The sequence below is a fragment of the Streptomyces sp. NPDC005963 genome (assembly GCF_040638655.1).
Lineage (GTDB): Bacteria > Actinomycetota > Actinomycetes > Streptomycetales > Streptomycetaceae > Streptomyces.
Genome location: NZ_JBEXVD010000027.1, coordinates 1 through 26,926, shown reverse-complemented (window position 1 = coordinate 26,926; position 26,926 = coordinate 1). Strand labels below are relative to the sequence as shown.

The window sequence follows — 26,926 nt, the reverse complement described above, 5'->3', positions numbered from 1 at the left end:
CCGTGGAAAATCTCATTGCGCTGCTCATCGCGGCGCCACTGCTCGGAGCGGCGGTGCTGCTGTGCGGCGGGCGCAGGCTCGATCGCACCGGCCATCTGCTGGGCACCGCGCTCTCCGGCACGTCGTTCGTCATCGGTGCAGTGCTGTTCATCGACATGCTCACCAAGAGCGCCGACGAACGCGCCCTGCACCAGAAGCTGTTCAACTGGATCGACGTCGGCGGCTTCCAGGCGGACATCGCCTTCCAGCTCGACCAGCTCTCGATGACGTTCGTCCTGCTGATCACCGGCGTGGGCACCCTGATCCACGTCTACTCCATCGGGTACATGGAGCACGACGAGCGGCGCCGCCGCTTCTTCGGCTATCTGAACCTCTTCCTCGCGGCGATGCTGCTGCTGGTCCTCGCGGACAACTACCTGCTGCTGTACTTCGGATGGGAGGGCGTCGGCCTCGCCTCGTACCTCCTCATCGGCTTCTGGCAGCACAAGCCGAGCGCGGCGACCGCGGCGAAGAAGGCGTTCCTCGTCAACCGCGTCGGTGACATCGGTCTGTCCATCGCTATCATGCTGATGTTCACCACCTTCGGCACCTTCGCCTTCGGGCCGGTGCTCGGGTCGGTGGGCGAGACCAGCGAGGGAATGCTCACCGCGATCGGTCTGATGCTGCTCCTCGCCGCCTGCGGCAAGTCGGCACAGGTGCCCCTCCAGTCCTGGCTGGGGGACGCGATGGAGGGCCCCACCCCGGTCTCCGCGCTGATCCACGCGGCCACCATGGTCACCGCGGGCGTCTACCTCATCGTGCGGTCGGGGGCGATCTTCAACGCCGCGCCCGACGCACAGTTGGTCGTCGTCATCGTCGGTGCGGTCACGCTGATGTTCGGTGCGATCGTCGGTTGCGCCAAGGACGACATCAAGAAGGCGCTGGCCGGCTCCACGATGTCGCAGATCGGCTACATGATCCTGGCCGCCGGCCTCGGGCCGATCGGCTATGTCTTCGCGATCATGCACCTGGTGACGCACGGCTTCTTCAAGGCCGGCCTGTTCCTCGGCGCCGGTTCGGTCATGCACGGCATGAACGACGAGGTCGACATGCGCAAGTACGGCGGCCTACGGAAGTACATGCCGGTCACCTTCGTCACCTTCGGACTGGGTTACCTCGCCATCATCGGCTTCCCCGGACTGTCCGGCTTCTTCTCCAAGGACATGATCATCGAGGCGGCCTTCGCCAAGGGCGGCACCGAGGGCTGGATCCTCGGTTCCATCACCCTGCTGGGCGCCGCGATCACCGCGTTCTACATGACACGCGTGATGCTGATGACCTTCTTCGGCGAGAAGCGCTGGCAGCCGGACGCCGAAGGGCATCTGCCCCACCCGCACGAGTCCCCGAAGTCCATGACCATCCCCATGATCATCCTGGCCTTCGGCTCGGTCTTCGCGGGCGGCATCTTCGGCATCGGCGACCGCTTCCTCAACTGGCTCGAACCGGTCACCGGTTGGGACCACGGCCATGCGCCGATCAGCGCCACCACCGTCACCGGGGCGACCGTGGTCGCCCTGTTGATCGGTGTCTCCATCGCCTGGGTGATGTACGGGCGCAAGTCCCGGCCCGTTCCGGTCGTCGCACCCCGCGGCTCGGTGCTCACCCGCGCCGCCCGCCGCGATCTGCTCCAGGACGACTTCAACCACGTGGTCCTGGTCCGCGGCGGCGAACACCTCACCCGCTCGCTCGTCTACGTCGACCACACCCTGGTCGACGGCGTGGTCAACGGCACGGCCGCCTCCGTCGGCGGACTCTCGGGCCGACTGCGCAAGCTCCAGAACGGCTACGCCCGCTCGTACGCCGTCTCGATGTTCGGAGGTACGGCGGTGCTGATCGCCGCGACCCTGCTGATGAGGGCGGTGTAACTGTTATGTCCTTCCCGCTCCTCACGGCGACAGCGGCGCTCCCGGCAATCGGCGCGATCGCCACCGCCGCCGTCCCCGCCGCACGCAGGACGACGGCCAAGTGGATGGCGCTCGGGTTCTCGCTCGCCACCTTCGTCCTGGCCGCGCTCGTCGTCGTACGGTTCGAGCCCGGTGGCGACCGCTACCAGCTCACCGAATCGCGCTCCTGGATCGCCGACTTCGGCGTCCGCTACGAGCTCGGTGTGGACGGCATCGGAGTCGTCCTCATCGCGCTCACCGCGCTGCTGGTGCCCTTCGTGATCCTCGCCGGTTGGCACGACGCCGACCCGCTGGAGAACTCCAGCTCCCGCTGGCGTCCCACCCAGGGCTTCTTCGCCCTCATCCTGATGGTGGAAGCGATGGTGATCCTCTCCTTCGAGGCCACCGACGTCTTCCTCTTCTACATCCTCTTCGAAGCCATGCTGATCCCGATGTACTTCCTCATCGGAGGCTTCGGGGACCGGGCCCACTCTGGCAGCGACGCGGCGGCGGCCACGCAACGCTCGTACGCCGCCGTCAAGTTCCTCCTCTACAACCTCGTCGGCGGACTGATCATGCTGGCGGCGGTCATCGGGCTCTACGTCGTCGCGGGGAGCTTCTCGCTCTCCGAGATCGCCGCGGCCCGGGCGAGCGGCGAACTGGAGATGGCCACCAACACCGAGCGGCTGCTGTTCCTCGGCTTCTTCTTCGCCTTCGCGATCAAGGCGCCGCTGTGGCCGCTCCACACCTGGCTGCCCAACGCGATGGGGGAGGCCACCGCCCCGGTCGCCGTCCTGATCACCGCCGTGGTGGACAAGGTCGGCACCTTCGCGATGCTGCGCTTCTGCCTCCAGCTCTTCCCGGAGGCATCGAAGTGGGCCACGCCGGTGATCATCGTCCTGGCGCTGATCAGCATCGTGTACGGGGCGTTGCTCGCGGTCGGCCAGCGCGACATCAAACGTCTGGTCGCCTACGCCTCGATCTCGCACTTCGGCTTCATCATCCTGGGCATCTTCGCGATGACCTCCCAGGGGCAGTCGGGCGCCACGCTGTACATGGTCAACCACGGCATCTCGACGGCCGCCCTGATGCTGGTCGCCGGCTTCCTGATCACCCGTCGCGGCTCGCGGCTCATCGCGGACTACGGCGGGGTGCAGAAGGTCGCACCGGTACTGGCGGGGACGTTCCTCATCGGCGGTCTGGCGACGCTGTCCCTACCGGGGCTGTCGCCGTTCGTCAGTGAGTTCCTGGTCCTCGTCGGCACCTTCGCGCGCTATCCGGTGGCCGGCATCATCGCCACCTCCGGCATCGTGCTCGCCGCGCTCTACGTCCTCGTCCTCTACCAGCGGACGATGACCGGGCCGGTGAAGGCGGAGATCCAGGGGATGCCCGACCTCAGGGTCCGCGAACTCGTGGTCGTCACCCCGCTGATCGCGCTGCTGCTGTTCTTCGGCGTCTTCCCGAAGCCGCTGACGGACATCGTCAACCCCGCGGTCGAGCACACCATGTCCGACGTGGAGAAGAAGGACCCCCGGCCCGAGGTGGAGGCAGCCAAGTGAGTGCTACAGGTGTCCACAGCCTGTGGACAACGGCGGCCGGTCCGATCGATCAGATCAAGGCCCCCGACATCGAGTACGCCCAACTCGCCCCCGTACTGATCGTCGTGGGAGCGGCGATCGTGGGGCTGCTGATCGAGGCGTTCATGCCGCGCAAGGCGCGGTACCACGCCCAGGTCTTCGTCACCGTCCTGGCGATCGTGGCCTCCTTCGCCGCGGTCCTCGGACTCGCGCAGGCCGGCTACGGCACCACGAAGGTGCGGATCGCGGCCATGGGCGCGATCGCGATCGACGGACCGACGCTCTTCCTCCAGGGCACGATCCTGTTGGCGTCGCTCGTCGCGGTCTTCACCTTCGCCGAGCGCAAGCTCGACCCCGAGGTCAACGGCCACCAGATCGACGCCTTCGCCGCCCAGGGTGCCGCCGTACCCGGCAGCGACAACGAGAAGGCCGCGGTCCGGGCCGGGTTCACCATCACCGAGGTCTATCCGCTGACCCTCTTCGCCATCGCGGGCCTGCTGGTCTTCCCCGCGGCGAACGATCTGCTGACGCTCTTCATCGCCCTGGAAGTCTTCTCGCTCCCGCTCTACCTCCTGTGCGCACTCGCCCGCCGCAAGCGGCTGATGTCACAGGAAGCGGCCGTGAAGTACTTCCTGCTCGGCGCGTTCTCGTCGGCGTTCCTGCTGTTCGGGATCGCCCTGCTCTACGGGTACGCGGGATCCGTCGCGTACGCCAAGATCGCCGACGTCGTCGACGGCAGCATCCGCACCATCGACCCCGTCCTCGCGGACACCATGGGCAATGACGCACTGCTGCTCATCGGTGGCGCGATGATCCTCATGGGTCTGCTGTTCAAGGTCGGCGCGGTGCCGTTCCACATGTGGACCCCGGACGTCTACCAGGGCGCGCCCACGCCACTGACCGGCTTCATGGCCGCCGCGACCAAGGTGGCCGCGTTCGGTGCCCTGCTGCGACTGCTGTACGTGGTCCTGCCGGGCATGAGTTGGGACTGGCGTCCGGTGATGTGGGGCGTCGCCATCGTCACCATGCTCGGCGGTGCGATCGTCGCCATCACCCAGACCGACATCAAGCGGCTGCTGGCGTACTCGTCGATCGCCCACGCCGGCTTCATCCTGGCCGGTGTGATCGCGTTGACGCCCGACGGCGTGTCGTCGGTGCTGTTCTATCTGGGCGCGTACTCGTTCGTGACGATCGGCGCCTTCGCCGTGGTCACGCTCGTGCGCGACGCGGGCGGTGAGGCGACCCACCTCTCCAAGTGGGCAGGTCTCGGCCGGCGTTCGCCTCTGGTGGCCGCCGTCTTCGCGGTCTTCCTGCTGGCCTTCGCCGGAATTCCGCTGACGTCGGGCTTCTCCGGAAAGTTCGCGGTCTTCAAGGCCGCGGCCGAAGGAGGCGCGGGCGCCCTGGTCGTGGTCGGTGTGATCTCGTCCGCGATCGCCGCCTTCTTCTACATCCGGGTGATCGTGCTGATGTTCTTCAGCGAGCCGAAGGCGGACGGCCCCACGGTCGCCGTGCCGTCACCGATGACGATGATGGCCATCGGTCTGGGCGTGGTGGTGACGCTGGTCCTCGGCGTGGCCCCGCAGTACTTCCTGGACCTGGCGAGCAGCGCGGGCGTGTTCGTGCGCTGATCACCCGGTGCGCTGATCACCCGGTGCGCTGATCACGCGGTGAACCGATCACACGGTGCGCCGATCACACGGTGAACCGCCGTAGGGCCCGACCTCCGTGGGGGAGGTCGGGCCCTACGTGTGTGGATCGGGCTGGGGGACGTGCCCGCGGCGGGGAGCGATCCCGGTCAGAGCCGGAGTGTTCTTCCGAGGCGGAGTCTCACGGGACCGCCCAGCCCGGCGGGCAGCCATGCGGACGGCTTCCCGCGTACGGGTGGCACGTGCCATCGGGTTGACGGGCCGGCGGCTCAGCCCGGGGTCTGCAAGGCCCGGGCGAATCGGCTGCTCACGGTGGTGATCACCCGCTGGTCGGGTGCCCGCCAGCTTTCGAAGCTGTTGTCGACGGCAGCCGTCACGATCTCCCGGGCCCGGTCATGCGGGAGGCCCTGGTGGGCCAGGAACCAGCTCAGGACCTGTTCGCAGTGGCCGTGCCAGCCGCTCTGGGCCTCGCTGCGGTCGGCGACCAGGGTGACCAGGCGCCTGCACGCCTGCTCCCAGTGCCCGGGCTCGGGCGGACGGGAGGCGGACGGCGTCAGCGCCGCGAAGAGGGCGGCCAGTTCCTCCAGCCAGTCGCGCCATTCCTGAAGGGCTTCCAGCACCAGCCCCGCCGTGTCGGCGGGGGTGCTGACCGAGTGGAGCGCACAGCACCAGGAGCCCACCACGCCTCCATCGCGATCCCCTTCCCCCACGGTCCAGTTCCAGCCGGCGGCCCAGCTGCCGAAACGGTCCACCAGAAGATCGGTGACGGGGTCGATCGCGTCCCAGACGGGTTTGCGGTCGACCCAACGCCTCTTGTGGAGCGCCTTGGCATCCGGCACCAGGGGTTCGATCAGTGCGCGGAGCCCGGCGGTCTCGCGCTCCCCGAGGCGGTGCGGATGCCGGTCGGGATCCACGGCGGCCCAGGGCAGTTCCCCTATGCGTACCTTCTGCGACCCCTCGTGTACCTCCATACCGCAAGCCTTCAGCAGGGTGGGGAGCGTTCCAACCGATTTTGCGCCGAGCAGATCTATGTAGTGGGCACGATTCGGCCAGTGACCTCGCCCAGTCCCACCCGCACCCCGTCCGGCCCGGGTGCCCAGGCCGTCATGGTCACCACGTCGCCGTCCTCCAGGAACGTCCGCTTCCCCTCGGGGAGTTCCATCGGGTCACGGCCGTTCCACGTGAGTTCCAGCAGTGAACCGCGCTGGTGGACCTCGGGGCCGCTGACGGTTCCCGAGCCGTAGAGGTCCCCCGTGCGCAGGGACGCGCCGTTGACCGTCATCTGGGCGAGTTGCTGGGCCGCCGTCCAGTACATGGTGGCGAAGGGCGGTTCGGCGATCACATGGCCGTTGACGGCGACCGTGATCCGGATGTCATAGCCGCCCTTGTCCTCCTCGGCCGCGTCGTCGAGGTACGGCAGGAGGGGGACGTCACGCGGCGGCGGGTCGGTGCGGGCCGCCTCCAGCGCCTCCAGCGGGGTCACCCACGCCGACACCGAGGTTGCGAACGACTTGCCGAGGAAGGGGCCGAGCGGCACGTACTCCCACGCCTGGATGTCCCGCGCCGACCAGTCGTTGAGCAGGGAGAGCCCGAAGACGTGGTCGGGGAAGTCGCCGAGGGCCACCGAACTGCCGAGCGCCGAGGGCGTACCGACGAGGAACCCGACCTCCGCTTCGATGTCCAGCTTCACGGTGGGGCCGAAGACGGGTGCCGGGTCGGTGGGCGCCTTGCGCTGTCCGCGGGGGCGGACGACATCGGTGCCGGAGACGACGACCGTGCCCGAGCGGCCGTGATAACCGATCGGCAGGTGCTTCCAGTTGGGGGTGAGCGCATCGCCGTCCGGGCGGAAGATCCGGCCGACGTTGGTGGCGTGGTGCTCGCTGGCGTAGAAGTCGACGTAGTCGGCGATCTCGTACGGCAGGTGCAGGGTCACCTCGTCCAGCGGGTACAACAGCGGCTCTATCGAGGGCCGGTGGGCCGGGACGGTCACCCACGCCGTCAGGGCCCGTCGCACATCGCGCCAGGCCGTCCGCCCGGCGGCCAGGAGCGGGTTGAGGTTCGGCTGCGCCAGCAGCGCCGCGTAAGGGGAACCGAGTGCCTGTGCCGCCGCTCCCACGTCGAGCACGTGGTTCCCGAGTCGCACCCCGAGCCGGCGCCGATCGGGTTCGTCGGAGCTGGTGAAGACGCCGTACGGGAGGTTGTGCGGGCCGAAGGGGTCGCCCTCGGCCAGGTCGAGCGGGCTCTGTTGGGTGGGTGCCATGGGGGCCTGCCTCGCTTTCCACGGTGTTGGGGACACACGTTACGTGGACGGGTGCCCCACACGGCAGAGCATGATCCTCTGGCGGATCAGGGCGGCTTCCGCTGCCAGGTCCTGTGGAAGACGATCTCGGCGCCGGCGCGGCACACCACTTCGTCCCGGACGAGGAATCCGGTTCCGTCGCGGGTGAGCGCGCAGTGGGTCTCGACGGTCACGTCCCACGGGATGTCGGGGCGGTGGAGACGGACCGTGCGGTGGGCGTCGGCCGCGGGGCCGCGGGCCGTGCGGATGTCGAGGGCTTCGGTGGTGACCTCCAGACCGTCGGGGTGCCGGAAGGTGCCGACGGCGTGCGGGACCGTTTCGCTCCGCAGCCCGGTCGGGTCGTCCCGAACGATCCGGTGGCTCGGGCGCGGCGGGTCGAGGGTCGCCGGGGAACTGACCCCGAGCGGCTCGGCCTGCTCGGGCGCGTCGAAGGGCCCCTGCCCCTCGGACGGGCTCTGCTCGTCGGGCGCTTTGGGCTCGTCGGGCTCGTTCTGTGTGCGTCGATCGTCGGGAAGTCGGTGTACGCGTACGGGAAGTTCAAGGCGTGAGCCTTCGGGGTGGAGGGTGCAGGGTGCATCGTCCGGTGGGGAGTGCCACGGCCAGTAGGGGCGGGACAGGGCCAGTCGGACGTGATGGCCCGGAGCGACGGCGTACCCGGTGCTGTCCAGCGCGAAGGCGGCCGTCCGCTCGCCGGAGCCGGGGGATGCGGTGAGGGCCAGCACGCCGGAGGTGATGAGCGCGGGCGGCCCGTCGGGGGCGATGTCCCAGAGCCGGGCCACCACGAGGGTGCCGGCTGTTTGCGGTTGCAGTCGCAGGGTGACGCGGGGGCGCCCGAGGATCTCCATCGGCTCGGCGCCGACCGGGACGTCCCAGCAGAACGCCCGTGCGTCGTCGGCGAGCGGATCGGCCGGGGCGGGCGAGGGCAGACCCGGACCGGAAGGGGAGGCGAGGGCGGCGGGCAGGCCGTGGAGGGCGTACGCCGTCCGGGTGAGGCTCGGCGGCGGCCAGCGGGTGGCGGCGGCCCAGTGGGCCCGGTGGCCGCCGATCCAGCAGCGCAGCAGGGGATCGCCCCCGTCCGCCGGGTCGGGGCCGGGACTCCGCAGATGGCGGTCGAACCAGCGGAGGGTCTCCTGGAGGAACCCGATCGCCGGCCCGGGCCGGCCGTGGTCGGGGTAGTGGGCGCCGGACCAGGGTCCGATCAGGCCATGGAAACGATCACTGGGCGTCGCACGCGCCACCCGACTGAGGACATCGTCGTGGTCCGGTGCGCGCCAGCCGCTGACGACGAGCACCGGCGGGGGCGGGCCGGCTACGGGGAGTCCATCGGCGGGCAGCGGCTCGTCGGGGGACGGCGGTGTGACGGCCGCCAGCCGGTTCAGCCACAGGGCACGCCAGGAGGCGCCGGTGTGACGGGGGTCGGGGGGCAGACAGCGGGCCGAGAGGAGGTCGGCGGAGCGGGAGAGGAGTACGTCCGCGGGCTCGGTGGCAGGGGCGGGACGCCGTTCCTTCGGGGCGCCGACCGCCACGACCGCGCCCAGGGGCTCCGGGGCCAGGGCCGCCAGTCGCAGCGCCCAACCCGCACCGGCGCCCAGCCCGAAGGCGCCGATCCGGCCGGTGCACCAGGGCTGTGCCACCAGCCAGGCGATCACCGCCAGACCGTCGGGCAGCGCTGCCGAGGCGTCCGGGGCTCCCTGGCTGCTGCCGTGCCCCCGCGCGTCGACGCGGACCGACGCGTAGCCCTGCCCCGCGTACCAGGGGTGACGTTGGGCATCCCGTGCCGCCGTTGAGTCGCCGAGCCGGTCGGGTGCGTACTCCAGGAGTGCGGGGACAGGCTCGGGAGTGAGGGGCCGCCAGACCCGTGCGTACAGCATCGAGCTCTCGCGGGTGCCACGGGCAGCCAGCGGAATCCACACGTCCTCGTGGCTGGTTTCATAGGGGAATCGACGGCGATGGCGCATGGCTGGCCTCGGTGCGCTGGGCGGCGCGGGTGCAGCCCGTTCGCCGTCCGGTGGGGTCGGTTTCCGGTCCTGCCCTTGGTCCGGTCGCCGTCCTTCGCCGATCACACCGAGCGAGCCCATCCCTGGTCGTATGTTCTGATCACGAACATACCGTCGGTGGCGGGAAGGCGCTCATGGTGATCGAAACGCGACCGGATACGCTGACTTGAGTGAATCCAACGACAGATCGACAATCCGTGTGATGATCAGCAGACAGGAGACCCCCTCGTGACCGTCGTCGGGCCGTTCGGGCTGAGCGTGCGGGACCAGGCTCTTGAGGCCGATGTCCAGACGGGACTGTCGGCCGTCGAGGCGGGTCTGCTCGATGCCACCAAGAGCGAGGTGCCCTTCATCACGGATGCCGCGCAGCATCTCGTGCGGGCGGGAGGCAAGCGCTTCAGGCCACTCCTGGTGATGCTGGCGGCACAGTTCGGCGATCCCCACGCCCCCGGTGTGGTGCCCTCAGCGGTGGTCGTGGAGCTCACTCATCTGGCGACGCTGTACCACGACGACGTGATGGACGAGGCCGAAGTGCGGCGCGGTGTGGCCAGCGCCAACGCCCGCTGGGGCAACTCGGTGGCGGTCCTCACGGGTGACTTCCTGTTCGCCCGGGCCTCCCACATCCTGGCCGATCTCGGTCCGGAGGCCGTGCGCATCCAGGCCGAAGCGTTCGAGCGGCTGGTCACCGGCCAGATCCTGGAGACCGCAGGCCCGCGGGACGGCCGGGATCCGGTGGACCACTATCTCGATGTGATCGGCGGCAAGACCGGCTCGCTGATCGCCGTGTCGGGCCGGTTCGGCGCGATGATGTCCGGGGCGGACGAGCGGGTCGTGGACATCCTCACCCAGTACGGCGAGCGGCTCGGGGTCGCCTTCCAACTCGCCGACGACGTACTCGACATCGCCAGCGACTCCCACGAGTCGGGCAAGACGCCCGGTACGGATCTGCGCGAGGGCATTCCCACGCTGCCGGTGCTCCATCTGAGGGCGCGGGCGCAGGCCCAGGGCCTGCCGGAAGACGTGGAGCTGGTCGAGCTCCTCGACGGCGATCTGACCGACGAGGCGCGGCACGGCGAGGCGCTGCGGCGGCTGCGCCTGCACCCGGCGCTGGAGCAGGCGCGTCGGGACACCGTGCGCTATGCACAGGAGGCGCGGACGGCCCTCGCGCCGCTGCCGGAGTGCTATGCGAAGTCCGCGTTGGAGGAACTCTGCGATGCGGTGGTGCACCGGGCGGGCTGAGGGCCCATCGGTGGATCATGCCGGCCCGCGGGTGGTCTCGTTGGGGTGAAACCGGACGGCTGGACGACGGCGTCCCGGCCGGCTGTGACCGTGTGAGCTGGACCGGAGCACCGCCCTCAGGAGTGTGCGCGGGGCTCGACGGAGTGTGACCCGGGTCATGCCGTCGTGGATTGAGTCCGACGTGAGATCCGATCCGTACTGCTGCGCAGAGGCCAACGCATGGGGCGTCAGGCTCAGTAGGGGGAGATCTCCTGATGAAGTGCACCCAGCACCTCGTGATCGGTACCACCGCAGTCATGGCAGCGGCCGGATTAGGGCTTTCGGTCCTGCCGGCGTACGCGGCCGACGGCGCACAGGACACGGGCGGCGCCGCCCATGCGGGCCGCGGGGGCGCTGCCGACCTGCCCGTCCGCGGCGGGAGCGGAGCGGACGGCGGGTCCCCGGGCGCGGCCCTGTTCGTGGCCAGCATGAACGGCGCCAACGAGGTCCCCACCCGGTCGGGGCCGGCCGTCGGTGACCGCGACGGCGTGGCGCTACAACTGGTGAAGGTGGACGGGCACCGGGTCTCCGTCGCGGTGAAGTTCCGCGGTACGGACAAGCCGACCGCCCTCCACGTCCACCAGGGTGTCAGGGGCACCAACGGCGCACTGAAGATCGACTTCACCCCCTTGCTGGCCCGCAACACCCGGCCCGCCAAGGGCTGGGCGGGCGCGGTGACCGGGACCGTCACGGTGAAGGACAGGTCGCTCCTCGACGCATTGCGCACCGACCCCAACGGCTTCTACGCACAGCTGCACACCGCCCGCTTCCCCGGCGGCGCGGTGCGGGCCCAGTTCCACAAGGTGACCACGGTGTTCCCGTTCGACAAGGCTCTGGTGAATCTTCAGGCGTCCGTCATCCGGGGGCGCCAGATCTACCGGTGCCAACAGGGGACGGACGGAGCGCACGCGTTCGCCCAGTACGACGTCCGCGCCGCGCTCCAGGGGCCGATCGCCCATTCCTTCGTCGCTCCCGGCTCGGGCACACCGCGGTGGACCGCACCCGATCGCAGTGCGGTCACGGGCACCCTCATCAGCCGTACGCCCCACGGTGAGGGGAACATCCCCGAACTCGACCTCAAAGCCGACCAGTACGGCGCGAAGAAGGGGCTGCTCGCCCGGACCCAGGAGATCCTGCGGTTGAACACGGTGGGTGGGGTGGCGCCGGCGGGGAACTGCGTCCGCGGTGCGGTCATCGGGGTTCCGTACGCCGCGGACTACGTCTTCATCCAGCGCTAGACAGCACCGAACAGCACTGGGCTGCACCGGACGGCGACCAGCGGTGATGTACGGAGCTGGTGACGTCCTCGTACGGGAGTGGCCCGTACCCGGCGGAGCAAGGTACGACGACCGACAGTCCGGCGCCTACCCCTACTGGATGGGGGAGGCGCCGGACCCGTTCGTCATCCCTCAGCAGTACGCGGACTTGCACCCGGGGACTGACGCCTTGAGACCCATGGATTTGGTCAGATGGGTAACACCACAGCAGAGCGAGACGACAGCGGGAACAGCAGCCGGACGCAGAGCGGGACGGCAGCCGGGCGACGACAGGGCCCGAGAGGGCGCCACGGAACGGCGAAGGTCGGCATCGATCGGCGCCCGGTTGCTGAGCGGGACCGCTTCTGACCGACCACGGAGGTAGGGCACACCATGGCACCGAACGACAGCGCACAGAGCACCGACGAGGCGAAGGGCTTCAGCGCGGGGCGCCGGAGGGCGGCGCGCTACTTCGTCCCGGTCGCGGTGGCCGGAGTGGCGGCGGCGACCATCGGGCTCGTCCCGGCACTCGCCGCCTCCGGTGACCCGGATCTACCGAAGATCAGCGCACAGGAACTGATCGAGAAGATCGCCGCATCGGACACCCAGCAGCTCTCCGGCATGGTGAAGACGCAGACAGACCTCGGTCTTCCCGCGATCAGTGCCCTCGCCGAAGGGCTGGCGTCCGAGGTCGGCGAAGGGGCCGGGGAAGGAGCGGGCTCCTCCGCCTCGCCCGACGGCAAGCTGATGGAACTGGCGACCGGATCGCACACGCTGCGCGTCGCCATCGACGGACCCGACCGCCAGAAGGTCTCCATCCTGGAGAAGAGCTCCGAGTACAGCCTGATCCACAACGCGGGCGAGGTCTGGGCCTATGACAGCGCGTCGAACGAGGTCTTCCACGCCAAGGAGACCCAGGGGAAGAAGGGCGGCCCGGACGGCTCAGCGAAGGACGACGGACCGGCCGGGGAACTGCCCACCACCCCCAAGGACTTCGCCGAAGAGGCGTTGAAGGCCGCGGGCACCACCACCTCGGTGACCGTCGACGGCACCGCACAGGTCGCGGGACGCGATGCCTACCAGTTGGTCATCAAGCCCAAGCAGAGCGGTTCCACGATCGGCTCGGTCAAGGTCGCCGTCGATGCCAAGACCGGCACCCCGCTGAAGTTCACCCTCAACTCCAACGCCGGTGGCAAGGCCATCTTCGACGTCGGCTTCACCAAGGTCGACTTCGGCAAGCCGGCCGCTTCCACCTTCGACTTCACTCCGCCGAAGGGCGCGAAGATCACCGAAGCGGACGAGCTGGAGAAGCACGCGGACGGCGCACCGCCCGAGGGCGCTCCTCAGGGGCTGCCGCAGGGGACGGGCCTGGACTTCCTTCCGGGCGCCGGCGGGGCCGAGGGCTTCGACGTCATCGGCGAGGGCTGGACGGCCATCGCGAAGGCCAAGACCCCCGGCGGCGAGGGCTTCACCGCGCCCGAGGGCGAGGACGTGCCGGCCGCGGCAACGGACTTCCTGAACGCCCTCGGCGACGAGGTCAGCGGAGACTTCGGCAAGGGCACGATCTTCAAGACCCGGCTGGTCAATGCGCTGATCACCGACGACGGTGAGGTCTACGTCGGCGCGGTCACCAAGGACGCCCTGGTGAAGGCGGCCAACGCCGACAAGTAACCCCGACCGTCCAACCGAGCCGGGACCCACCACACGGGAAGCTCGATCTCCCACGGCCATCGCCCGGAGCGGTGCCGTAGGACGTCGACCACCGGCTCGACACCGAACCACCGGGCAACCCGAACCCTCCGCCCCGCCGTACCCCCGTACGGTGGGGCGGAGGGCTGAACGAGCGGAACGAGGAGCCGGATGACAGCCGTGATCGAGACGCAAGGTCTCACCAAGCGCTATCGCGGCGGTCAACTCGCCGTCGACCGGCTCGACCTCACCGTCCCCGAGGGCAGCGTCTTCGGCTTCCTCGGGCCCAACGGGTCCGGCAAGACCACCACCATCCGGATGCTGATGGGGCTGATCGAACCGACCGCGGGCAGCGCCCACGTCCTGGGCGGGCCCATGCCGAAGGCCGTACGGTCCGTGCTCCCCCATGTCGGTGCGCTGATCGAAGGGCCCGCGCTGTACGGCTTCCTGAGCGGCCGGGACAATCTGGTGCGCTACGACTCCGCCGACCCCACCGCCGATCCCCGTACCCGTGGGGCGCGGGTGGCCGCAGCCCTCGACCGTGTCGGGCTGACCCCGGCCGCGGGCAAGAAGGCCAAGGCGTACTCACTGGGTATGAAGCAGCGCCTCGGGCTCGCCGCGGCCCTGCTCCAACCCCGCAGGCTCCTGGTCCTCGACGAGCCCACGAACGGTCTCGACCCCCAGGGCATGCGGGAGATCCGCTCGCTGGTGCGCGCACTGGCGGCGGACGGGACCACCGTCTTCCTCTCCTCCCACCTCCTCGACGAGATCGAGCAGGTGTGCACCCACGCGGCGGTGATGGCGCAGGGGCGGCTGCTCACCCAGGGGTCGGTCGCGGAACTCGCCGCCGGGGCGCGCGGCAGGCTCGCCGTCACCACTCCGGATCCGGTCGACGCCGCCCGGATCCTCAAGGAACTGGGCATCACGGGGGTCGACGTCGAAGAGGACCGGGTGACCGGCGATCCCCCCGACGACGGTGAACTGTCCGACCTGACCGCCGCACTCGTCCACGGCGGAGTGCGGGTACGGGGGTTCGGTGTCGAGCGGGCCTCGCTCGAAGACGCGTTCGTGGCACTGACGGGGGAGGGCTTCGATGTCGCGGGCTGAGCACACGGACACCGGGCACACGGACACCGGGCACACGGACACCGGGCACACGGACACCAGACGGGCGGACACCGGACGGGCGGTGCAGGACCCCGGAGCCGGGGCCGAACCGCTGCGGGACGCTCCCACGGCCGCCCGTGCGGCGGGGCCGGTGCAGACCGGTGACCGCGGTGCGAGCCGGGCGCTCTGGACCCTCGGGATCTTCCGCTCCGAGTTGCTGACCACCCTCCGGCGCTGGCGCACCCTCGCGCTGCTCGGGGTGCTGGCGGCCGTACCCGTACTGATCGGCATCGCCGTGTGGGTGGAGACGGGCGGTGGCGGAGGGTCGGTGGAGAGCCAGGGAGGCGGGGGACCCGCCTTCATCACCCAGATCACCAACAACGGGCTGTTCCTGGTCTTCGCCGCACTCGCCGCGACCCTCCCGGTCTTCCTGCCGATGGCGGTCGGCGTGGTGGCGGGCGATGCGATCGCGGGCGAGGCGAGCGCAGGCACCCTGCGCTACCTCTTGGTGGCTCCGGCGGGGCGTACCCGCCTGCTGCTCGCCAAGTACGCGTCCGTCCTGGTCTTCTGTCTGATCGCGACCCTGGTCGTGGCAGCATCGGCGCTCGCCGTGGGGGCGCTGCTGTTTCCGCTCGGCGAGGTCACCACCATCTCCGGTACGACGATCTCCTTCGGCGAAGGACTGCTGCGGGCGGTGCTGGTCGCGGGTGTCGTCGCCGCTTCACTGGCGGGCATCGCGGCCATCGGACTGTTCGTCTCCACCTTGGCCGGCAGCGGTATCGCGGCCATGGCGACGACGGTCGGACTGCTGATCACGGTGCAGATCCTGGACACGATCCCGCAGTTGGACGCAGTGCACCCGTATCTGTTCCCGCACCACTGGATGTCGTTCTCGGATCTGATGCGCGAGCCGCTGTACTGGGACGAGGTACAGCAGAACCTCGGTCTCCAGGCGCTGTACGTCGGGGTGTTCGGTTCGGCGGCCTGGGCGCGCTTCACCACGAAGGACGTCAACAGCTGAGCCGCGCCGACGGACGTGGGCGGGGCTCAGTCTGCGGCTCGGTCTCAAGCCCGTTCATGCCGGCCACCCTGGGACATGACTGCATACGCGTGCATATGGGTGGATGCACACGTATGCAGTCTGTGGGGGGTGCGGGGTGGCTGGCGGCGGGGATATGAGTGGGGTGCCCCTGGGGTAGTGCCCGGTCTAGAAGGTCAGCTTCCAACTGTCGATGAAGCCGGTGTCGTTGGCGGCGATGTCCTGGACCCGGAGTTTCCAGATTCCGTTCGCCGGTTCGCTGGAGGCATTGACGGTGTAGGTGGTGATGACGTTGTCCGCAGAATCGTTGCTGCTGGAGTTCTTGAGCCGGTAGGCGCTGCCGTCGGGGGCCACCAGATCGATCACGAGGTCACCGCGCCAGGTGTGCTTGATGTCCACGCCGACCGCGAGGGCTGCGGGGGCGTTGCCCGTACGGCCGGAGACGGTCACCGAGGAGGTCACGGCCGCGCCGTTGTCGGGGACCGTGACATTGGCGGTGTTCTCGTAGGTGGTGCCCGGGGGGACGACAGGGCCGGTGGCCAGGGTCCAGATGGAGTGGGCTATCGCGTCGCTGTTGCGGTCCAGCGCGGTGTCGTTGATGTTGGCAGTGGTGTCACACGCCGAGTGGTAGCAGCGGTCGAACGCCTGGCCTGACGTACCGCCCCACTTCGCGGCCTGGGCCGCGGTCTTGACCCGGCCCGCCCCCGTGAACAGTCCGCCGACCGCTATGCCCACGTTCTTGAAGGACGCGTGGTCGGAGCGGCCGTCCCCTTCGGTCTCGATCTCGGTGGCGACGCCGAGGCCCGAGAAGTAGTCCTTGAAGACCTTCTCCAACGCCACGTTGTCGTCGTAGACGAAGTAGCCCGGGTTCGGGGAGCCGATCATGTCGAAGTTGAGATAGCCGGAGATCTTGGCGCGCTCGGCAGCGGGGAGGTTGCTGACGTAGTGTCGCGACCCGATCAGGCCCAGCTCTTCCGCGCCCCACCAGCCGAACCGCAGCTTCTTGGTGGGTTGTAGACCGGCGCGGGACACCGCGAGGGCGGTTTCGAGTACGCCGGCCGAGCCCGAGCCGTTGTCGTTGATGCCGGCTCCGGAGGCCACCGAGTCCAGATGAGCACCGGCCATCAGCACCTGGTTGGGATCACCGCCCGGCCACTCGGCGATCAGGTTGTAGCCGATCGCACCGCTGGTGGTGAACTGCTGCACGGTGGTGGTGTATCCGGCGGCGTCCAGCTTCGCCTTCACATAGTCGATGGAGGCCCGGTATCCGGGGCGACCATGGGCGCGGTTGCCGCCGTTGGCGGTGGCTATCGACTGGAACTGCGTGAGGTGGCCCTTCACATTGGCCAGCGGTATGTCGGGGGCCGCGAGTGCGGCCTTCGGGGCGGTGGGTGGCGCGGCGACGGCCGCGGGGGCCGCGGTGGCGAACAGGCCGGCCAGGGCGATGACGGCCGCCGCGGCGGTGCGTCTGGGAACGGAGGTCTTCATGTGGGGGCTCCGGATTTCCGTACGGGGACAGGACGGAACGAGCCAGCGCCTGGAGGGGGACGGTTCCAGGGCGGCTGTGGGGCGGTGGGGCGGCGGCGCTGAACCATGGGTCGCGAACGGTCGTTGCAACAGTGGCGTGGGGCGTTGCATCAATGGCATGGAGTGACACGGAAATGCGTGGGGAGGCGCATGTCCGTGCACTCAGTGGCGCGGTGTGTGCATGAGAGTTCAGCGACTGTTCGACATACCGTCAAGGGCGGAAACCGGTCAGTTGTGTTCGAATATCGGGCTCTGAGCTGCGTTTCGGCAGGAGACGAGGCCCGACGTGCGCGGGTTGCGGGGCGGCCGGGCGGGGCGTCCGGCCGCCCCGTAGGGGGAGTTGGCGTTGCGGCGGTGTGCGTCCTACTGCACGCAGAACTCGTTCCCCTCGGGATCCGCCATGGTCGTCCACCGTCCGGCGGGCTGGTCCTGTTCGGCGAGGACCGTCGCTCCGAGTGCCTCCAGTCGGGCGACCTCCTCCGCCCGGCGGTCGGTGCCCGGGTGGAGGTCCATGTGCAACCGGTTCTTGACCGTCTTGCCCTCCGGTACGCGCTGGAACAGCAGTCGGCGGCCCAGTCCCACCCCGTTCTCGGTGTCGACGCGGTCGTCCGGATGCCGGACGGCGGCGTAATCCCGCCATGCGTCGCGGCCGTGGGCCAGGACCGTGGAGTCAGGGGGGAGTTGTCCGTGTTCCCTGAGGCGTGCGATGAGGACGCTGTGGTCCTCCAGTTCGTAGCCGAGGGCCTCGGCCCAGAAGTCCGCCTGGGCGATGGGATCTGACGCGTCGATCACGAGCTTCCAGTCAAGTGCCATGAAACCAGTTATAGGGGTTACGGGTATCGGGCTGCAAGCAATGGGAGTTGGAGTGTCGGTGATGGGGGTCCGATCCCAAGCGCCGCGATCTCGTGCGGGAGGGGTTCGGTGAGTGCATCGGATATGAAACCGCTTATGGTGGTTACGTGAGTGATTCAGTGCGAGGACTGACCCTGCACACGCGGGAAGGGAGCGCCTTCCGCTTTGATCCGGGCTCGCTCTGTCTGGAGCTGCTGGTCACCGGCGGTCCGGGGCCGCTCGCGTACTACGAAGTGCTGTACGGGCCGGCCGATCTGGTGCGCTGGGCCGAGGAGAGCCGGCTTCCGCACGGACTCGATCCGGTGGTGACCCCGGACGAGGTCGGTCGTGCCCGGCTGCTGCGGGACGCCCTGCACCGGATCACGGTGGCCCGGGTCGAGGGCCGCGCCCTGCCCGCCGACGATCTGGCCACCGTCAACGACGCCGCGGGGCAGGCGCCGCCCGTACCCCGACTCACCCCGCAGGGCGAGCACGAGTGGGTCGCGGGCGCGACCGGCACACAACTGCTGTCCGCCGTCGCACGCGACGCCGTCGAACTCCTCACCGGCCCCTTCGCCCACCGCATCCGCGAGTGCGGCGCAGGCAACTGCCGACTGCTCTTCGTCGACACCTCCCGGCCGGGCCGGCGTCGCTGGTGTTCGATGGAGCACTGCGGAAACCGGCACAAGGTCCGCGCGCACCGGGCTCGGCTCCCCGACCGCCCCCTACCGCATCCGGTTGACGCACCCGGACGGCGCCGCGCCTGATGCCCGTCATCGCGGCGCACGTGGCGCGCTCGTCCGTACGGTTCCACGAGGCGCGGGACGGGCGGACGCACCGGAGCGCCCGTGCGAAACGGTGGCCCGCAGCCCCGGTGAAGGCCCCGGCAGGTGTCACCCACATCGGGCATCCGGAGTTCCGCGTCGCAGAACCACAGGAACGAGTGAGACCGCCCGCCGGCCGGGCGTGTACGGGCCGGCGAACGCGAAGCCCGCGCCACAGTGGGCGGATGCAGTCGCGCTCCCTCCTCCTGTCCCTGTCCACCGTCGCGCTGGTCGGTCTCACCGCGTGCATGTCCGTCACCCCCGAGCCCGTGGAGCGGCCAACCGCGCCCCGGGTCACCCCGGCCGGTGACCGCTCACCCCTTCCCGGCCGGTCCAGACCGACCCCGGTGACCGCCCACGGGAAGACGTCGGACGCCACGCCCCCCGCCGGCCCGGAGCGCGCCCGGGAGGGTTCGGCCCCACCCGCTGCGAAGGGGCGCGCCACCGTCCAGGATCCCGCGGCCCTACCTCCGCGGGGCGTGCCACCCCTTCCGGCCGGTCCGGGCAGCCCCGTGCCCCGCCCGGCGTTGCCCGCCGTACCGAAGACCGGGGCGGAGGGCGAGATGAAGGAGTTGTGCGACGCGTCGAGCGGCATCACCGCCCCGGGCGTCACCGGGCTGTGCCGTGGTGCGTACGGCTGAGGGGTCCGTGCGGTGGCTCTCCCTCACCCGGCCGGTGCGCCGCCGTCCCGCGTACCCCCGAGGGCTGCGGTCCTGCCGTCGACGGTCGTTGACGGCCCGGCGGTCGGTTCCGTGACCGGCAGCGGCTCCACCGCGTTCCCCCGGGCGACCAGTCGGGCCGCCGCCACCTTCGTACGCCGGGCCGTCCGCAGCGCGTCCCACGTCAGAACGGTCAGCGCCAGCCAGACCAGGGCGAAGCCCGCCCAGCGCTCGGCGGGCATGGCCTCCTTGAAGTACGCGACCCCCAGCAGGAACTGGAAGACGGGGGCCAGGTACTGGAGCAGGCCCAGGGTGGACAGCGGCACCCGGATCGCCGCCGCGCCGAAGAACACCAGGGGGATCGCCGTGACCAGTCCGGTGGACGCGAGCAGGGCGATGTGCCCCGGTCCTTCGGAGCCGATGGTGGACTCGCCCCGGGCGCCGAGCCACAGCAGATAGCCGAGGGCGGGGAGGAAGAGCACCGCGGTCTCCGCGGCGAGGGACTCCAGACCACCGATGTTGATCTTCTTCTTCGCCAGTCCGTAGAGGGCGAAGGAGAACGCCAGGACGAGCGAGACCCACGGCACCTGGCCGTAGCCCACGGCGAGCACCAGCACCGCCGCACAGCCGGTGCCCACCGCCACCCACTGCGCGGGCCGCAGCCGCTCCTTGAGGAGGAGGACGCCGATGGCGATGGTCACCAGGGGGTTGATGAAGTACCCGAGCGAGGATTCGACGACCCGGCCGTCGTTGACGGCCCAGATGTAGACGCCCCAGTTGATGCTGATCACCAGCGCGGCTGCGGTGATCAGGGCCAGCTTGCGGGGGCTGCGCAGCAGGTCCCGTATCCACTGCCAGCGCTTCACCACGAGGAGCGCGATGACGACCACCACGAGCGACCACGTCATGCGGTGGGCCAGGATCTCGGTCGCGCCGGCCGGTTTGAGGAGCGGCCAGAAGAGCGGGACCAGCCCCCACATGCCGTAGGCGCCCATCCCGTAGAGCAGTCCCGCCCGCTGTTCCCCGTGCTGCGTCACGCGTCCTCCAGGTCCCTGTCCCACACCCGTTCGAAGGTACGCGCGCCCGGCCCGAACTGTCATGCCCGTATTGCCATACGGTCATGACCGGACTCGGACGTCCACGAGCCTCCTCGGGGTCAGGGTCAGGGTCGGGGCCCTGACCGCAAGCAGGTGGGGGCGGTGGCTTGAGCAGGGCAGGGGGTGCCCCCGCCGGAACGGCCGGATGAAACCGCCGGGGCCGTGCGGGCGTCGAAGGCGGCAGAGGGCTCCGGGACATCAGGACATCCCGGCCGGTGCCCGACCCGCCTCCGTGCGCGTCGAGTTGCGGCCGTGCGCCGGGCCGCGGGGGCGGACCACCGCCGTGCGGCCCGGGGTGGTTGTCACTGCCCCGGTCTACGATCCTGTCAACAAGGGGGGACGCGGTGGGGGGAACCATGGCGTACGGAAGGGTCCTGCGCACGTGCTGCGGGGTGCTGGCGTGCGGACTGCTGTGGACCGGATGCTCGGACCAGCAGCCACAGGAGCCGCCGGAGAGCAAGGGGGGCGGCGCATCGAGCGGTGCCGCCCCGACAGGGGCCCAGGACCCCTCGCCGGGCCCGAGCCGGCTCGACTTCCGACCGGACCCGGCCAAGGCACCCAGGACCGAGGCCGACGCCCGGAGGCTCGCCGAGGCAGCGATCGCCGGACCCGACCTGTGGGGCCCGGGTTTTGTGAAGCGCGCCCCCTTCCTGAGCGCACCCGGCCACTGGCCCGTCCTCGACGACGACTGCGTCTGGCAGGGCGGCACCCGGCCGGCCGGGGTGCTCTACAGCCTCACCTCGTACAGCGAACGGCCGGCAACGGGTGCCAAGGGTCCGCTGCGGGTCGCCGCGACGATCACCGTCCACCGTGATGTCAAAGGCGCCGACTGGGAGATGGCGGACACCCTGGAAGAAGCGCTGCGCTGCCCCGACCAGAGACTGCGCGACGGCGAGCGCATCACCCATCTGATGTCCCTCGGCTCGGTCTACGGCACTGGGAACAACCTCACCAGTGAGGACTCCATCGGGGAGATCGGCAAGTACCACAACGCCGCCTTCGACGGCCCGCCCCAGGAGTACGGCTGGTTCCAGTCCCGGTTGGGGCAGGTCACCGTCGCCACCGTCACCAAGGGCGCTGCGGGCTACACCCCCGGGGAGATCAACACCAGCCGGGTCGAGGCCATGGTGGGCATGATGAACCGCTTGGAGAAGCAGTTGGAGGGGTCGGAATGAGTCCTTCCGAAGAGCAGTCCGGCTCCCTCCAACGACTGCTGCCCACCGACCCCTCCACCATCGCCGGATACCGGCTGCTCGGCCGTCTCGGCGCGGGCGGCATGGGCGTGGTCTACCTCGGGCGTACGGAAGCGGGCGAGCTGGCCGCGGTCAAGGTCACCCACTCCGACGAGGCCGAAGACCCCGACTTCCGGGCCCGTTTCCGCCGCGAGGTGGAGACCGCCCGGCAGGTGTCGAGCCCCTGGGCGGTCCCCGTCACCGCCGCCGACCCGGACGCCCCCGAACCATGGCTCGCCACCGCCTTCGTCCCCGGGCCGTCCCTGGCCGAGGCCATCGCCGCACACGGTCCGCTGCCCACCCGCAGCGCACGGCTGCTCGGTGGGGCCGTCGCCCGAGCGCTCGCCGTCGTCCACGCCGCAGGTCTGGTCCACCGCGATGTGAAACCGGGCAACGTCCTGCTCGCCGTGGACGGCCCGCGCCTGATCGACTTCGGTATCGCCCGCACCACGGGGGACACCGCGCTCACCGCCACCGACATGGTCGTGGGCACCCCCGGATTCCTCGCCCCCGAGCAGGCCGAGGCGCGCGGCGCCGCGATCGGTCCACCGAGCGACGTCTTCGCACTCGGCTGCCTCCTGGTCTACGCGGTCACCGGTCGACTGCCCTTCGGCACGGGCGCGGTGGACGCCCTGCTGTACCGCACGGTCCACGACGAACCGGACCTGGACGGCATCGAAGACGACCTCGCAGAACTGCTCGGTGCCTGTCTGGCCAAGGCGCCGGAGCAGCGGCCCACGGCCGCGCAACTGGCCGAGCGGCTCATCGAGGACGCCCCCCTCGGAGCCGACTGGCTCCCGGCCGAGGTCATCCGCACCATCGCCGAGCGCTCCGCACGGATGCTCGCCCTGCCCGACATCGAGGAGACCCGGGCCCCCACCGCCCGCGCCGCGCCCGACCGGCGCAGACTCCTGCTCGGCGCGGGGGCCGTGGCGCTCGCCGCGGGCGGGGGCGCGGGCCTGTGGGCCGCCCTCCGAGAAGAAGGGGACGGCGCCGGGGCCGGGCCCTCACCGCGGAAGCGCCGTCATGTGATCGGCGTACAGGTCGACCTCAGCGGACCCCAGAAGGCGACCGGCATCGAACAGGAGCGGGGTGCGCGCCTCGCGATGGAGGCGTACAACACCCGCGACGACAAGCCCTTCCCCTTGGAGGTGAAGGTCGTCGACGACGCGGGGAAGACCGCCGACGCCGTCACGGTCGGCAGACGGCTGACGGAGGACCGCGACGTCCTCGCCACCCTCGGCTCCACCGGCGACTACACCACCCAGGCCGCGCTGCCCGCCTACAACGAAGCGGGTATGGCCCTGATGACCGTCTCGGCCGGGCTGAACCTGCTGACCGTGAGCGAGCCGCCGAACCCGGCGATCATCCGCGCGTGCCCCTCGCACCCGGTCGCCGGCTCACAGCTCACCTATCTCCTCCAGAGCTACTTCCTCCAGGGGAAGATCACCGCTCCGGTGCCGGGTCTCCTCCAGGACCGGGCGGACGACTCGTACGCCTGGCAGTACATCACCATGATCAACCACACCATGCGCACGCTCTACGGCCATCGCTGCCACCCCCGGGTCATCCCCGCGGGTGTCGACGACTACGGGCCGATCATCGACGAGATGCTGGGAGCGGGCATCGACGCCTTCGTCCACGGCGGACTGCTGCCCTCCGCAGTGCGGTGCGCCCAGGCCCTCGCGGACGCCGGCTTCGAAGGACCCAAGGTGGGTGGGCCGCATCTGCTCACCCGGGAGTTCATCCGACAGGCGGGGAAGGCCGCCGATGGGTGGGTCGTCGCGGCGCCGGTCCTCGACCCGCTGGTCCACCCGTCGGCGAAGCAGTTCACCGCCGCCTACCGCAAGCGGTACGGCACTGCCCCCGGGTACTACGCGGGCGAGTCCTACGACGCGGTCTCCATGATGATCGACGAGGCGGTGCAGTCCGCCCGTGGCGGTGGTCGCCCCGAGCCCGCCCAACTGCTCACCGCCCTGCGGAAGAAGTCGTTCGACGGGGTGATGGGCAGCTACCAGTTCGATGCGGCCAGCGGCGACCTCAAGAACCTGAGGACGCAGATGTACCTCGTCGAGGGCGGCCGGTTCAAGCATGTGATGGCCGCCCCGGAGAAGGACCCCGGGAAGGGCTGAGCCGGCGGAGCGGGCCGGTCCGCACGCTGGGAGCCTTGGTACGAGAGTGGGGGAGGGGGTGACGGATGGATCCGCTGAAGACCGGTGATCCGTCATCGATCGCCGGATACCGGCTGCTCGGCCGTCTCGGCGCGGGCGGGATGGGCGTGGTCTACCTCGGCCGGTCGGAGCGCGGCACGCTCGCCGCGATCAAGGTGATCCGCGCCGAACACGCGACGGACCCCGGCTTTCGGGCCCGCTTCCGACGCGAGACGGAGACGGCCCGGAGGATCACCGGCCGCTGGGTGGTCCGGGTGGTGGGCGCCGATGCCGAAGCGCGCGAGCCCTGGTTGGCGACCGAGTTCGTCCCCGGGCCCTCGCTCTCGGAGGCGATCGCCGTCCAGGGCGCCCTGCCCGAACACACCGTCCGGGCCTTGGGAATTCGACTGGCGGAAGCCCTCACCGACGTACATCGGGCCGGGCTGGTCCACCGGGACGTGAAACCGGGCAATGTGCTGCTGGCCCTGGACGGTCCCCGGCTGATCGACTTCGGCATCGCCCGCTCGGCGGGGGCGACCGCGCTCACCGCCACCGACGCCGTGATCGGCTCACCGGGCTATCTCTCACCGGAGCAGGCGAAGTCGGCCGGCGCGGAAGAGGTCGGCCCGGCCAGCGACGTCTTCTCGCTGGGATGCGTACTCGCGCACGCCACGACCGGCCGCCGGCCCTTCGGCACGGGCACGGTGGCCGCGGTCGTCTTCCGTACCGTGCACGAGGAACCGGACCTCGACGGAATCCCCCTGGCACTCCTGGAACTGGTGCGGGCGTGCCTCAACAAGGATCCCGCGGCGCGTCCCACGGCGGCGCAGGTCAGGTCGGCCCTACGACGAGCGGAGCACCGGGGCGCGGGGTCGGGTCGCCATGACACCACCCTGACCGACGCCCCCCGGGATGCCGGGGCCGGGGCCGTGGTGCGTGACCCCAGGGAAGCGTTCGGCAGGGCCCCCGGCACCGGACCGGACCGTGCGGCGACCGACGACCGCCCGGCGGAACGCCCCGTACAGCCCGATGGGCTCACCGGCTCCCGCGAGGACTCGGGTGATGACGCGGAGTCGGGTGATGATGAGGAACTGGGTACCGCCGCGGGGGATTGGCTGCCGGAGGGTCTACCGGCACTGATCGCACTGCGCTCCTCACGCGTCCTCGATCTGCCGGTCCCGGAAGCCACGGTGGTCGTGCCGGCCCGACCGGAGCGGCCTTCGCGCCGCCGGTTCCTGCTGCTCGGATCGGCCGCCGGGGCGGTCACGCTCGCAGGTGCGGCGGCCTGGCTCGCGAATCGCCCGTCCGACGGCGACGGCACCGGGGTGAACGGTCGGCAGAAGGGGCCGCTACCCCGTCATGTCATCGGGATCCAGACCGATCTGAGCGGTCCTCGGCGGGCCGATGGCCGAGCGCAGGAGCGGGGTGCACGACTCGCCGTGGACGCGTTCAACGCCCGCGGCAACCGGCCCTTCGAGCTGGGGCTGACCGTGGTCGACGACGCCGGTGACCCTACCCGGGCCGCGGCGGCGGCCGATCGACTGCTGGCTGGCCCCTCCGTGGTGGCGGGCCTGGGGCTGACGACCCTCGCCGTCGCCCAGGCGGCTCTCCCCCGGTACGTCAGCCGCCGATTGCCGCTCCTCACGGTGACCTTCGGCACCGGATCGCTCGCGCTGGCCCAGTCCCCGAGCTACTTCGAGCTCCGCCCGGTCGACGACATGCTGCTCGTGCCGGTCAACCGATACTTCGAACTGCGCGGCACCCGAAGGGTGGCGGCCATCCAGGACGGTGCGGGTGACCGGGCGACCTGGAACCTCAGCAAGGCACTGCGCGATGTGAAGTCGACGATGGGAGAGGTCACGCTCCACCAGATCGCCGCCGACAGCACTGACTTCGCATCCGTCGTGCGGACGGCCCTCGCCGCCGGGCCGGACGGAGTGATCTACGTGGGGAACTCCCCCGCCCGCGCCGTGCTTGCCGCCCGCGCCCTGCGCGACCAGGGGTTCACCGGCCCGAGGGGAAGCGTCCAGCCCGTGCTGGAGCCCGAGTTCCTGACCGGGGCGGGGGAAGCAGCCGAAGGCTGGGTGTTCGGCACGACCTACGCGGACGCGTCACGGCTGAAGGGCGCCGAGGCGTTCACCGCCGCGTACCGTCGGCGCTGGAAGACGTCCACGGTCGAGCGCTTCGCGGTGGAGGCGTACGACGCGGTGCTGTTCCTCGCCCGGGGGATCACGGAACTGAACACGGATCGGGTGCCGCTCGGCGCCTTGAGGAGCCGGCTGCGCACTCTCGCCCATCGCGGCCTCACCAAACCCATCGCGTTCAGGGCGTCGACCGCGCTGTTCGACGAGACGAGCGACCGGGTGGGGCTCTATCTCCATCGGATCGAGGGGGGAAGGGCCCGCTTCCTCGGTCCGTACCAGCAGCTAAAGGCGAACACCTGACGGGAGGCGGAGGCCGGGCCCGCTGGGGAGGGCTGAGGAGGGCGCCTCCATGGGGAAGCGCCCCGGCTGCCGCTCGACCGTGTTCGAACGACGTCTGCTAGCCGACCACGGTCCAGGTGTCCTTGCCCGCGAGCAACGAACCCAGATCACCCTTGCCGAGTTGTTCGGTGGCGGTGTCGAGTTGGTTGTTCATGAGGGTGTCGTAGACGGGGCGTTGGGTGCTGCGGAAGACGCCGATGGGTGTGTGGTGGAGGGTGTCGGGGTGGGCGAGGCGGGAGAGGGCGAAGGCGGTGGTGGGGTTGGGGTTGTGGGCGTCGTGGGTGAGGGTGTGGGGTTCGTTTTCGGGGGTGAT

Annotated in this window: 19 protein-coding genes and 1 pseudogene; 13 read left to right on the top strand and 7 right to left on the bottom strand. The window is 70.3% G+C overall.

Translation table 11 applies throughout. The features are described 5' to 3' along the window. Positions 1 to 2 precede the first annotated feature (2 nt). From nuoL to nuoN, 3 genes are read left to right on the top strand one after another with little or no spacing between them, the layout of a single operon-like run. Positions 3 to 1,904: an NADH-quinone oxidoreductase subunit L gene (nuoL, locus tag ABZ348_RS28250; protein WP_358937723.1), complete on the top strand. Its 1,902-nt coding sequence runs from the start codon at positions 3 to 5 to the stop codon at positions 1,902 to 1,904. A 5-nt stretch (positions 1,905 to 1,909) separates the two neighbouring features. Continuing rightward, positions 1,910 to 3,481 carry an NADH-quinone oxidoreductase subunit M gene (locus ABZ348_RS28245; RefSeq protein ID WP_358937721.1) on the top strand — a complete coding sequence of 524 codons (1,572 nt, stop codon included), beginning with the start codon at positions 1,910 to 1,912 and terminating at the stop codon, positions 3,479 to 3,481. Continuing rightward, positions 3,478 to 5,127 (top strand): NADH-quinone oxidoreductase subunit NuoN, encoded by a 1,650-nt coding sequence (gene nuoN, locus ABZ348_RS28240; protein ID WP_358937719.1) that lies wholly within the window; start codon positions 3,478 to 3,480, stop codon positions 5,125 to 5,127. The genes ABZ348_RS28245 and nuoN overlap by 4 nt, the downstream gene beginning before the upstream one ends. A gap of 287 nt (positions 5,128 to 5,414) precedes the next feature. On the opposite strand, the gene ABZ348_RS28235 is transcribed toward nuoN, so the two are convergent. From ABZ348_RS28235 to ABZ348_RS28225, 3 genes are all read right to left on the bottom strand, one after another. Continuing rightward, complete coding sequence (locus tag ABZ348_RS28235; protein WP_358937717.1) at positions 5,415 to 6,116, bottom strand: hypothetical protein; 702 nt, start codon at positions 6,114 to 6,116, stop codon at positions 5,415 to 5,417. Positions 6,117 to 6,172: 56 nt separating this feature from the next. Next, entirely contained in the window at positions 6,173 to 7,405 is a 1,233-nt protein-coding gene (fahA, locus tag ABZ348_RS28230; RefSeq protein ID WP_358937715.1) for a fumarylacetoacetase, read from the bottom strand. Positions 7,406 to 7,491: 86 nt separating this feature from the next. Then, a complete protein-coding gene (locus tag ABZ348_RS28225) occupies positions 7,492 to 9,402 on the bottom strand; it encodes a CocE/NonD family hydrolase (protein ID WP_358937713.1) in 1,911 nt (636 codons plus the stop codon). Between the two features lie 267 nt (positions 9,403 to 9,669). Between ABZ348_RS28225 and ABZ348_RS28220 the strand changes: the two genes are divergently transcribed. The 5 genes from ABZ348_RS28220 to ABZ348_RS28200 all read left to right on the top strand — a co-directional run bounded on the left by ABZ348_RS28220 (position 9,670) and on the right by ABZ348_RS28200 (position 15,792). Then, positions 9,670 to 10,680, top strand: coding sequence for a polyprenyl synthetase family protein (locus tag ABZ348_RS28220; protein WP_358937711.1), 1,011 nt, complete (start codon positions 9,670 to 9,672; stop codon positions 10,678 to 10,680). A 254-nt stretch (positions 10,681 to 10,934) separates the two neighbouring features. Continuing rightward, positions 10,935 to 11,957, top strand: a complete 1,023-nt coding sequence (locus ABZ348_RS28215) for a CHRD domain-containing protein (RefSeq protein WP_358937709.1) — start codon at positions 10,935 to 10,937, stop codon at positions 11,955 to 11,957. 411 nt (positions 11,958 to 12,368) lie between these two features. Next, positions 12,369 to 13,646 (top strand): DUF2092 domain-containing protein, encoded by a 1,278-nt coding sequence (locus ABZ348_RS28210; protein ID WP_358937708.1) that lies wholly within the window; start codon positions 12,369 to 12,371, stop codon positions 13,644 to 13,646. A gap of 189 nt (positions 13,647 to 13,835) precedes the next feature. After that, on the top strand, positions 13,836 to 14,771 hold the full coding sequence (locus ABZ348_RS28205; RefSeq protein ID WP_358937706.1) for an ABC transporter ATP-binding protein: 936 nt from the start codon (positions 13,836 to 13,838) through the stop codon (positions 14,769 to 14,771). Next, the gene (locus tag ABZ348_RS28200; protein WP_358937704.1) at positions 14,758 to 15,792 is read left to right on the top strand and encodes an ABC transporter permease; all 1,035 of its coding nucleotides are present in this window, start codon (positions 14,758 to 14,760) and stop codon (positions 15,790 to 15,792) included. Before ABZ348_RS28205 ends, ABZ348_RS28200 begins: the two co-directional genes overlap by 14 nt. A gap of 186 nt (positions 15,793 to 15,978) precedes the next feature. Here the strand turns inward: ABZ348_RS28200 and ABZ348_RS28195 are convergent, their stop codons facing one another. Continuing rightward, on the bottom strand, positions 15,979 to 17,298 hold the full coding sequence (locus ABZ348_RS28195; RefSeq protein WP_358937702.1) for a M28 family metallopeptidase: 1,320 nt from the start codon (positions 17,296 to 17,298) through the stop codon (positions 15,979 to 15,981). 402 nt (positions 17,299 to 17,700) lie between these two features. Next, on the bottom strand, positions 17,701 to 18,150 hold the full coding sequence (locus ABZ348_RS28190) for a VOC family protein (RefSeq protein ID WP_358937700.1): 450 nt from the start codon (positions 18,148 to 18,150) through the stop codon (positions 17,701 to 17,703). A 146-nt stretch (positions 18,151 to 18,296) separates the two neighbouring features. On the opposite strand from ABZ348_RS28190, the gene ABZ348_RS28185 reads away from it, so the two are divergent. Together ABZ348_RS28185 and ABZ348_RS28180 are read left to right on the top strand one after the other, a co-directional pair. Then, entirely contained in the window at positions 18,297 to 18,935 is a 639-nt protein-coding gene (locus ABZ348_RS28185) for a CGNR zinc finger domain-containing protein (RefSeq protein ID WP_358937698.1), read from the top strand. Positions 18,936 to 19,177: 242 nt separating this feature from the next. Next, the gene (locus tag ABZ348_RS28180; protein ID WP_358937696.1) at positions 19,178 to 19,633 is read left to right on the top strand and encodes a hypothetical protein; all 456 of its coding nucleotides are present in this window, start codon (positions 19,178 to 19,180) and stop codon (positions 19,631 to 19,633) included. 23 nt (positions 19,634 to 19,656) lie between these two features. Here the strand turns inward: ABZ348_RS28180 and rarD are convergent, their stop codons facing one another. Further along, positions 19,657 to 20,688: an EamA family transporter RarD gene (rarD, locus tag ABZ348_RS28175; RefSeq protein WP_358937694.1), complete on the bottom strand. Its 1,032-nt coding sequence runs from the start codon at positions 20,686 to 20,688 to the stop codon at positions 19,657 to 19,659. 416 nt (positions 20,689 to 21,104) lie between these two features. On the opposite strand from rarD, the gene ABZ348_RS28170 reads away from it, so the two are divergent. The 3 genes from ABZ348_RS28170 (at position 21,105) to ABZ348_RS28160 (ending at position 26,574) form a co-directional block, all read left to right on the top strand. Beyond that, positions 21,105 to 21,923 carry a hypothetical protein gene (locus tag ABZ348_RS28170; protein WP_358937692.1) on the top strand — a complete coding sequence of 273 codons (819 nt, stop codon included), beginning with the start codon at positions 21,105 to 21,107 and terminating at the stop codon, positions 21,921 to 21,923. After that, positions 21,920 to 24,112: a bifunctional serine/threonine-protein kinase/ABC transporter substrate-binding protein gene (locus tag ABZ348_RS28165; protein WP_358937690.1), complete on the top strand. Its 2,193-nt coding sequence runs from the start codon at positions 21,920 to 21,922 to the stop codon at positions 24,110 to 24,112. Before ABZ348_RS28170 ends, ABZ348_RS28165 begins: the two co-directional genes overlap by 4 nt. 65 nt (positions 24,113 to 24,177) lie before the next feature. Further along, positions 24,178 to 26,574, top strand: a complete 2,397-nt coding sequence (locus ABZ348_RS28160) for a bifunctional serine/threonine-protein kinase/ABC transporter substrate-binding protein (RefSeq protein WP_358937688.1) — start codon at positions 24,178 to 24,180, stop codon at positions 26,572 to 26,574. 97 nt (positions 26,575 to 26,671) lie between these two features. Here the strand turns inward: ABZ348_RS28160 and ABZ348_RS28155 are convergent. Beyond that, positions 26,672 to 26,926, bottom strand: a pseudogene (locus ABZ348_RS28155) (2-oxoacid:ferredoxin oxidoreductase subunit beta); the annotation flags it as partial.

Excerpts from the sequence above, each read along its gene's own strand:
- ABZ348_RS28245 (WP_358937721.1), top strand. The coding sequence starts at position 1,910 with ATGTCCTTCCCGCTCCTCACGGCGACAGCGGCGCTCCCGGCAATCGGC.
- ABZ348_RS28235 (WP_358937717.1), bottom strand. The coding sequence starts at position 6,116 with ATGGAGGTACACGAGGGGTCGCAGAAGGTACGCATAGGGGAACTGCCC.
- fahA (WP_358937715.1), bottom strand. The coding sequence starts at position 7,405 with ATGGCACCCACCCAACAGAGCCCGCTCGACCTGGCCGAGGGCGACCCC.
- ABZ348_RS28225 (WP_358937713.1), bottom strand. The coding sequence starts at position 9,402 with ATGCGCCATCGCCGTCGATTCCCCTATGAAACCAGCCACGAGGACGTG.
- ABZ348_RS28215 (WP_358937709.1), top strand. The coding sequence starts at position 10,935 with ATGAAGTGCACCCAGCACCTCGTGATCGGTACCACCGCAGTCATGGCA.
- ABZ348_RS28210 (WP_358937708.1), top strand. The coding sequence starts at position 12,369 with ATGGCACCGAACGACAGCGCACAGAGCACCGACGAGGCGAAGGGCTTC.
- ABZ348_RS28205 (WP_358937706.1), top strand. The coding sequence starts at position 13,836 with ATGACAGCCGTGATCGAGACGCAAGGTCTCACCAAGCGCTATCGCGGC.
- ABZ348_RS28200 (WP_358937704.1), top strand. The coding sequence starts at position 14,758 with ATGTCGCGGGCTGAGCACACGGACACCGGGCACACGGACACCGGGCAC.
- ABZ348_RS28195 (WP_358937702.1), bottom strand. The coding sequence starts at position 17,298 with ATGAAGACCTCCGTTCCCAGACGCACCGCCGCGGCGGCCGTCATCGCC.
- ABZ348_RS28190 (WP_358937700.1), bottom strand. The coding sequence starts at position 18,150 with ATGGCACTTGACTGGAAGCTCGTGATCGACGCGTCAGATCCCATCGCC.
- ABZ348_RS28180 (WP_358937696.1), top strand. The coding sequence starts at position 19,178 with ATGCAGTCGCGCTCCCTCCTCCTGTCCCTGTCCACCGTCGCGCTGGTC.
- ABZ348_RS28170 (WP_358937692.1), top strand. The coding sequence starts at position 21,105 with ATGGCGTACGGAAGGGTCCTGCGCACGTGCTGCGGGGTGCTGGCGTGC.
- ABZ348_RS28165 (WP_358937690.1), top strand. The coding sequence starts at position 21,920 with ATGAGTCCTTCCGAAGAGCAGTCCGGCTCCCTCCAACGACTGCTGCCC.
- ABZ348_RS28160 (WP_358937688.1), top strand. The coding sequence starts at position 24,178 with ATGGATCCGCTGAAGACCGGTGATCCGTCATCGATCGCCGGATACCGG.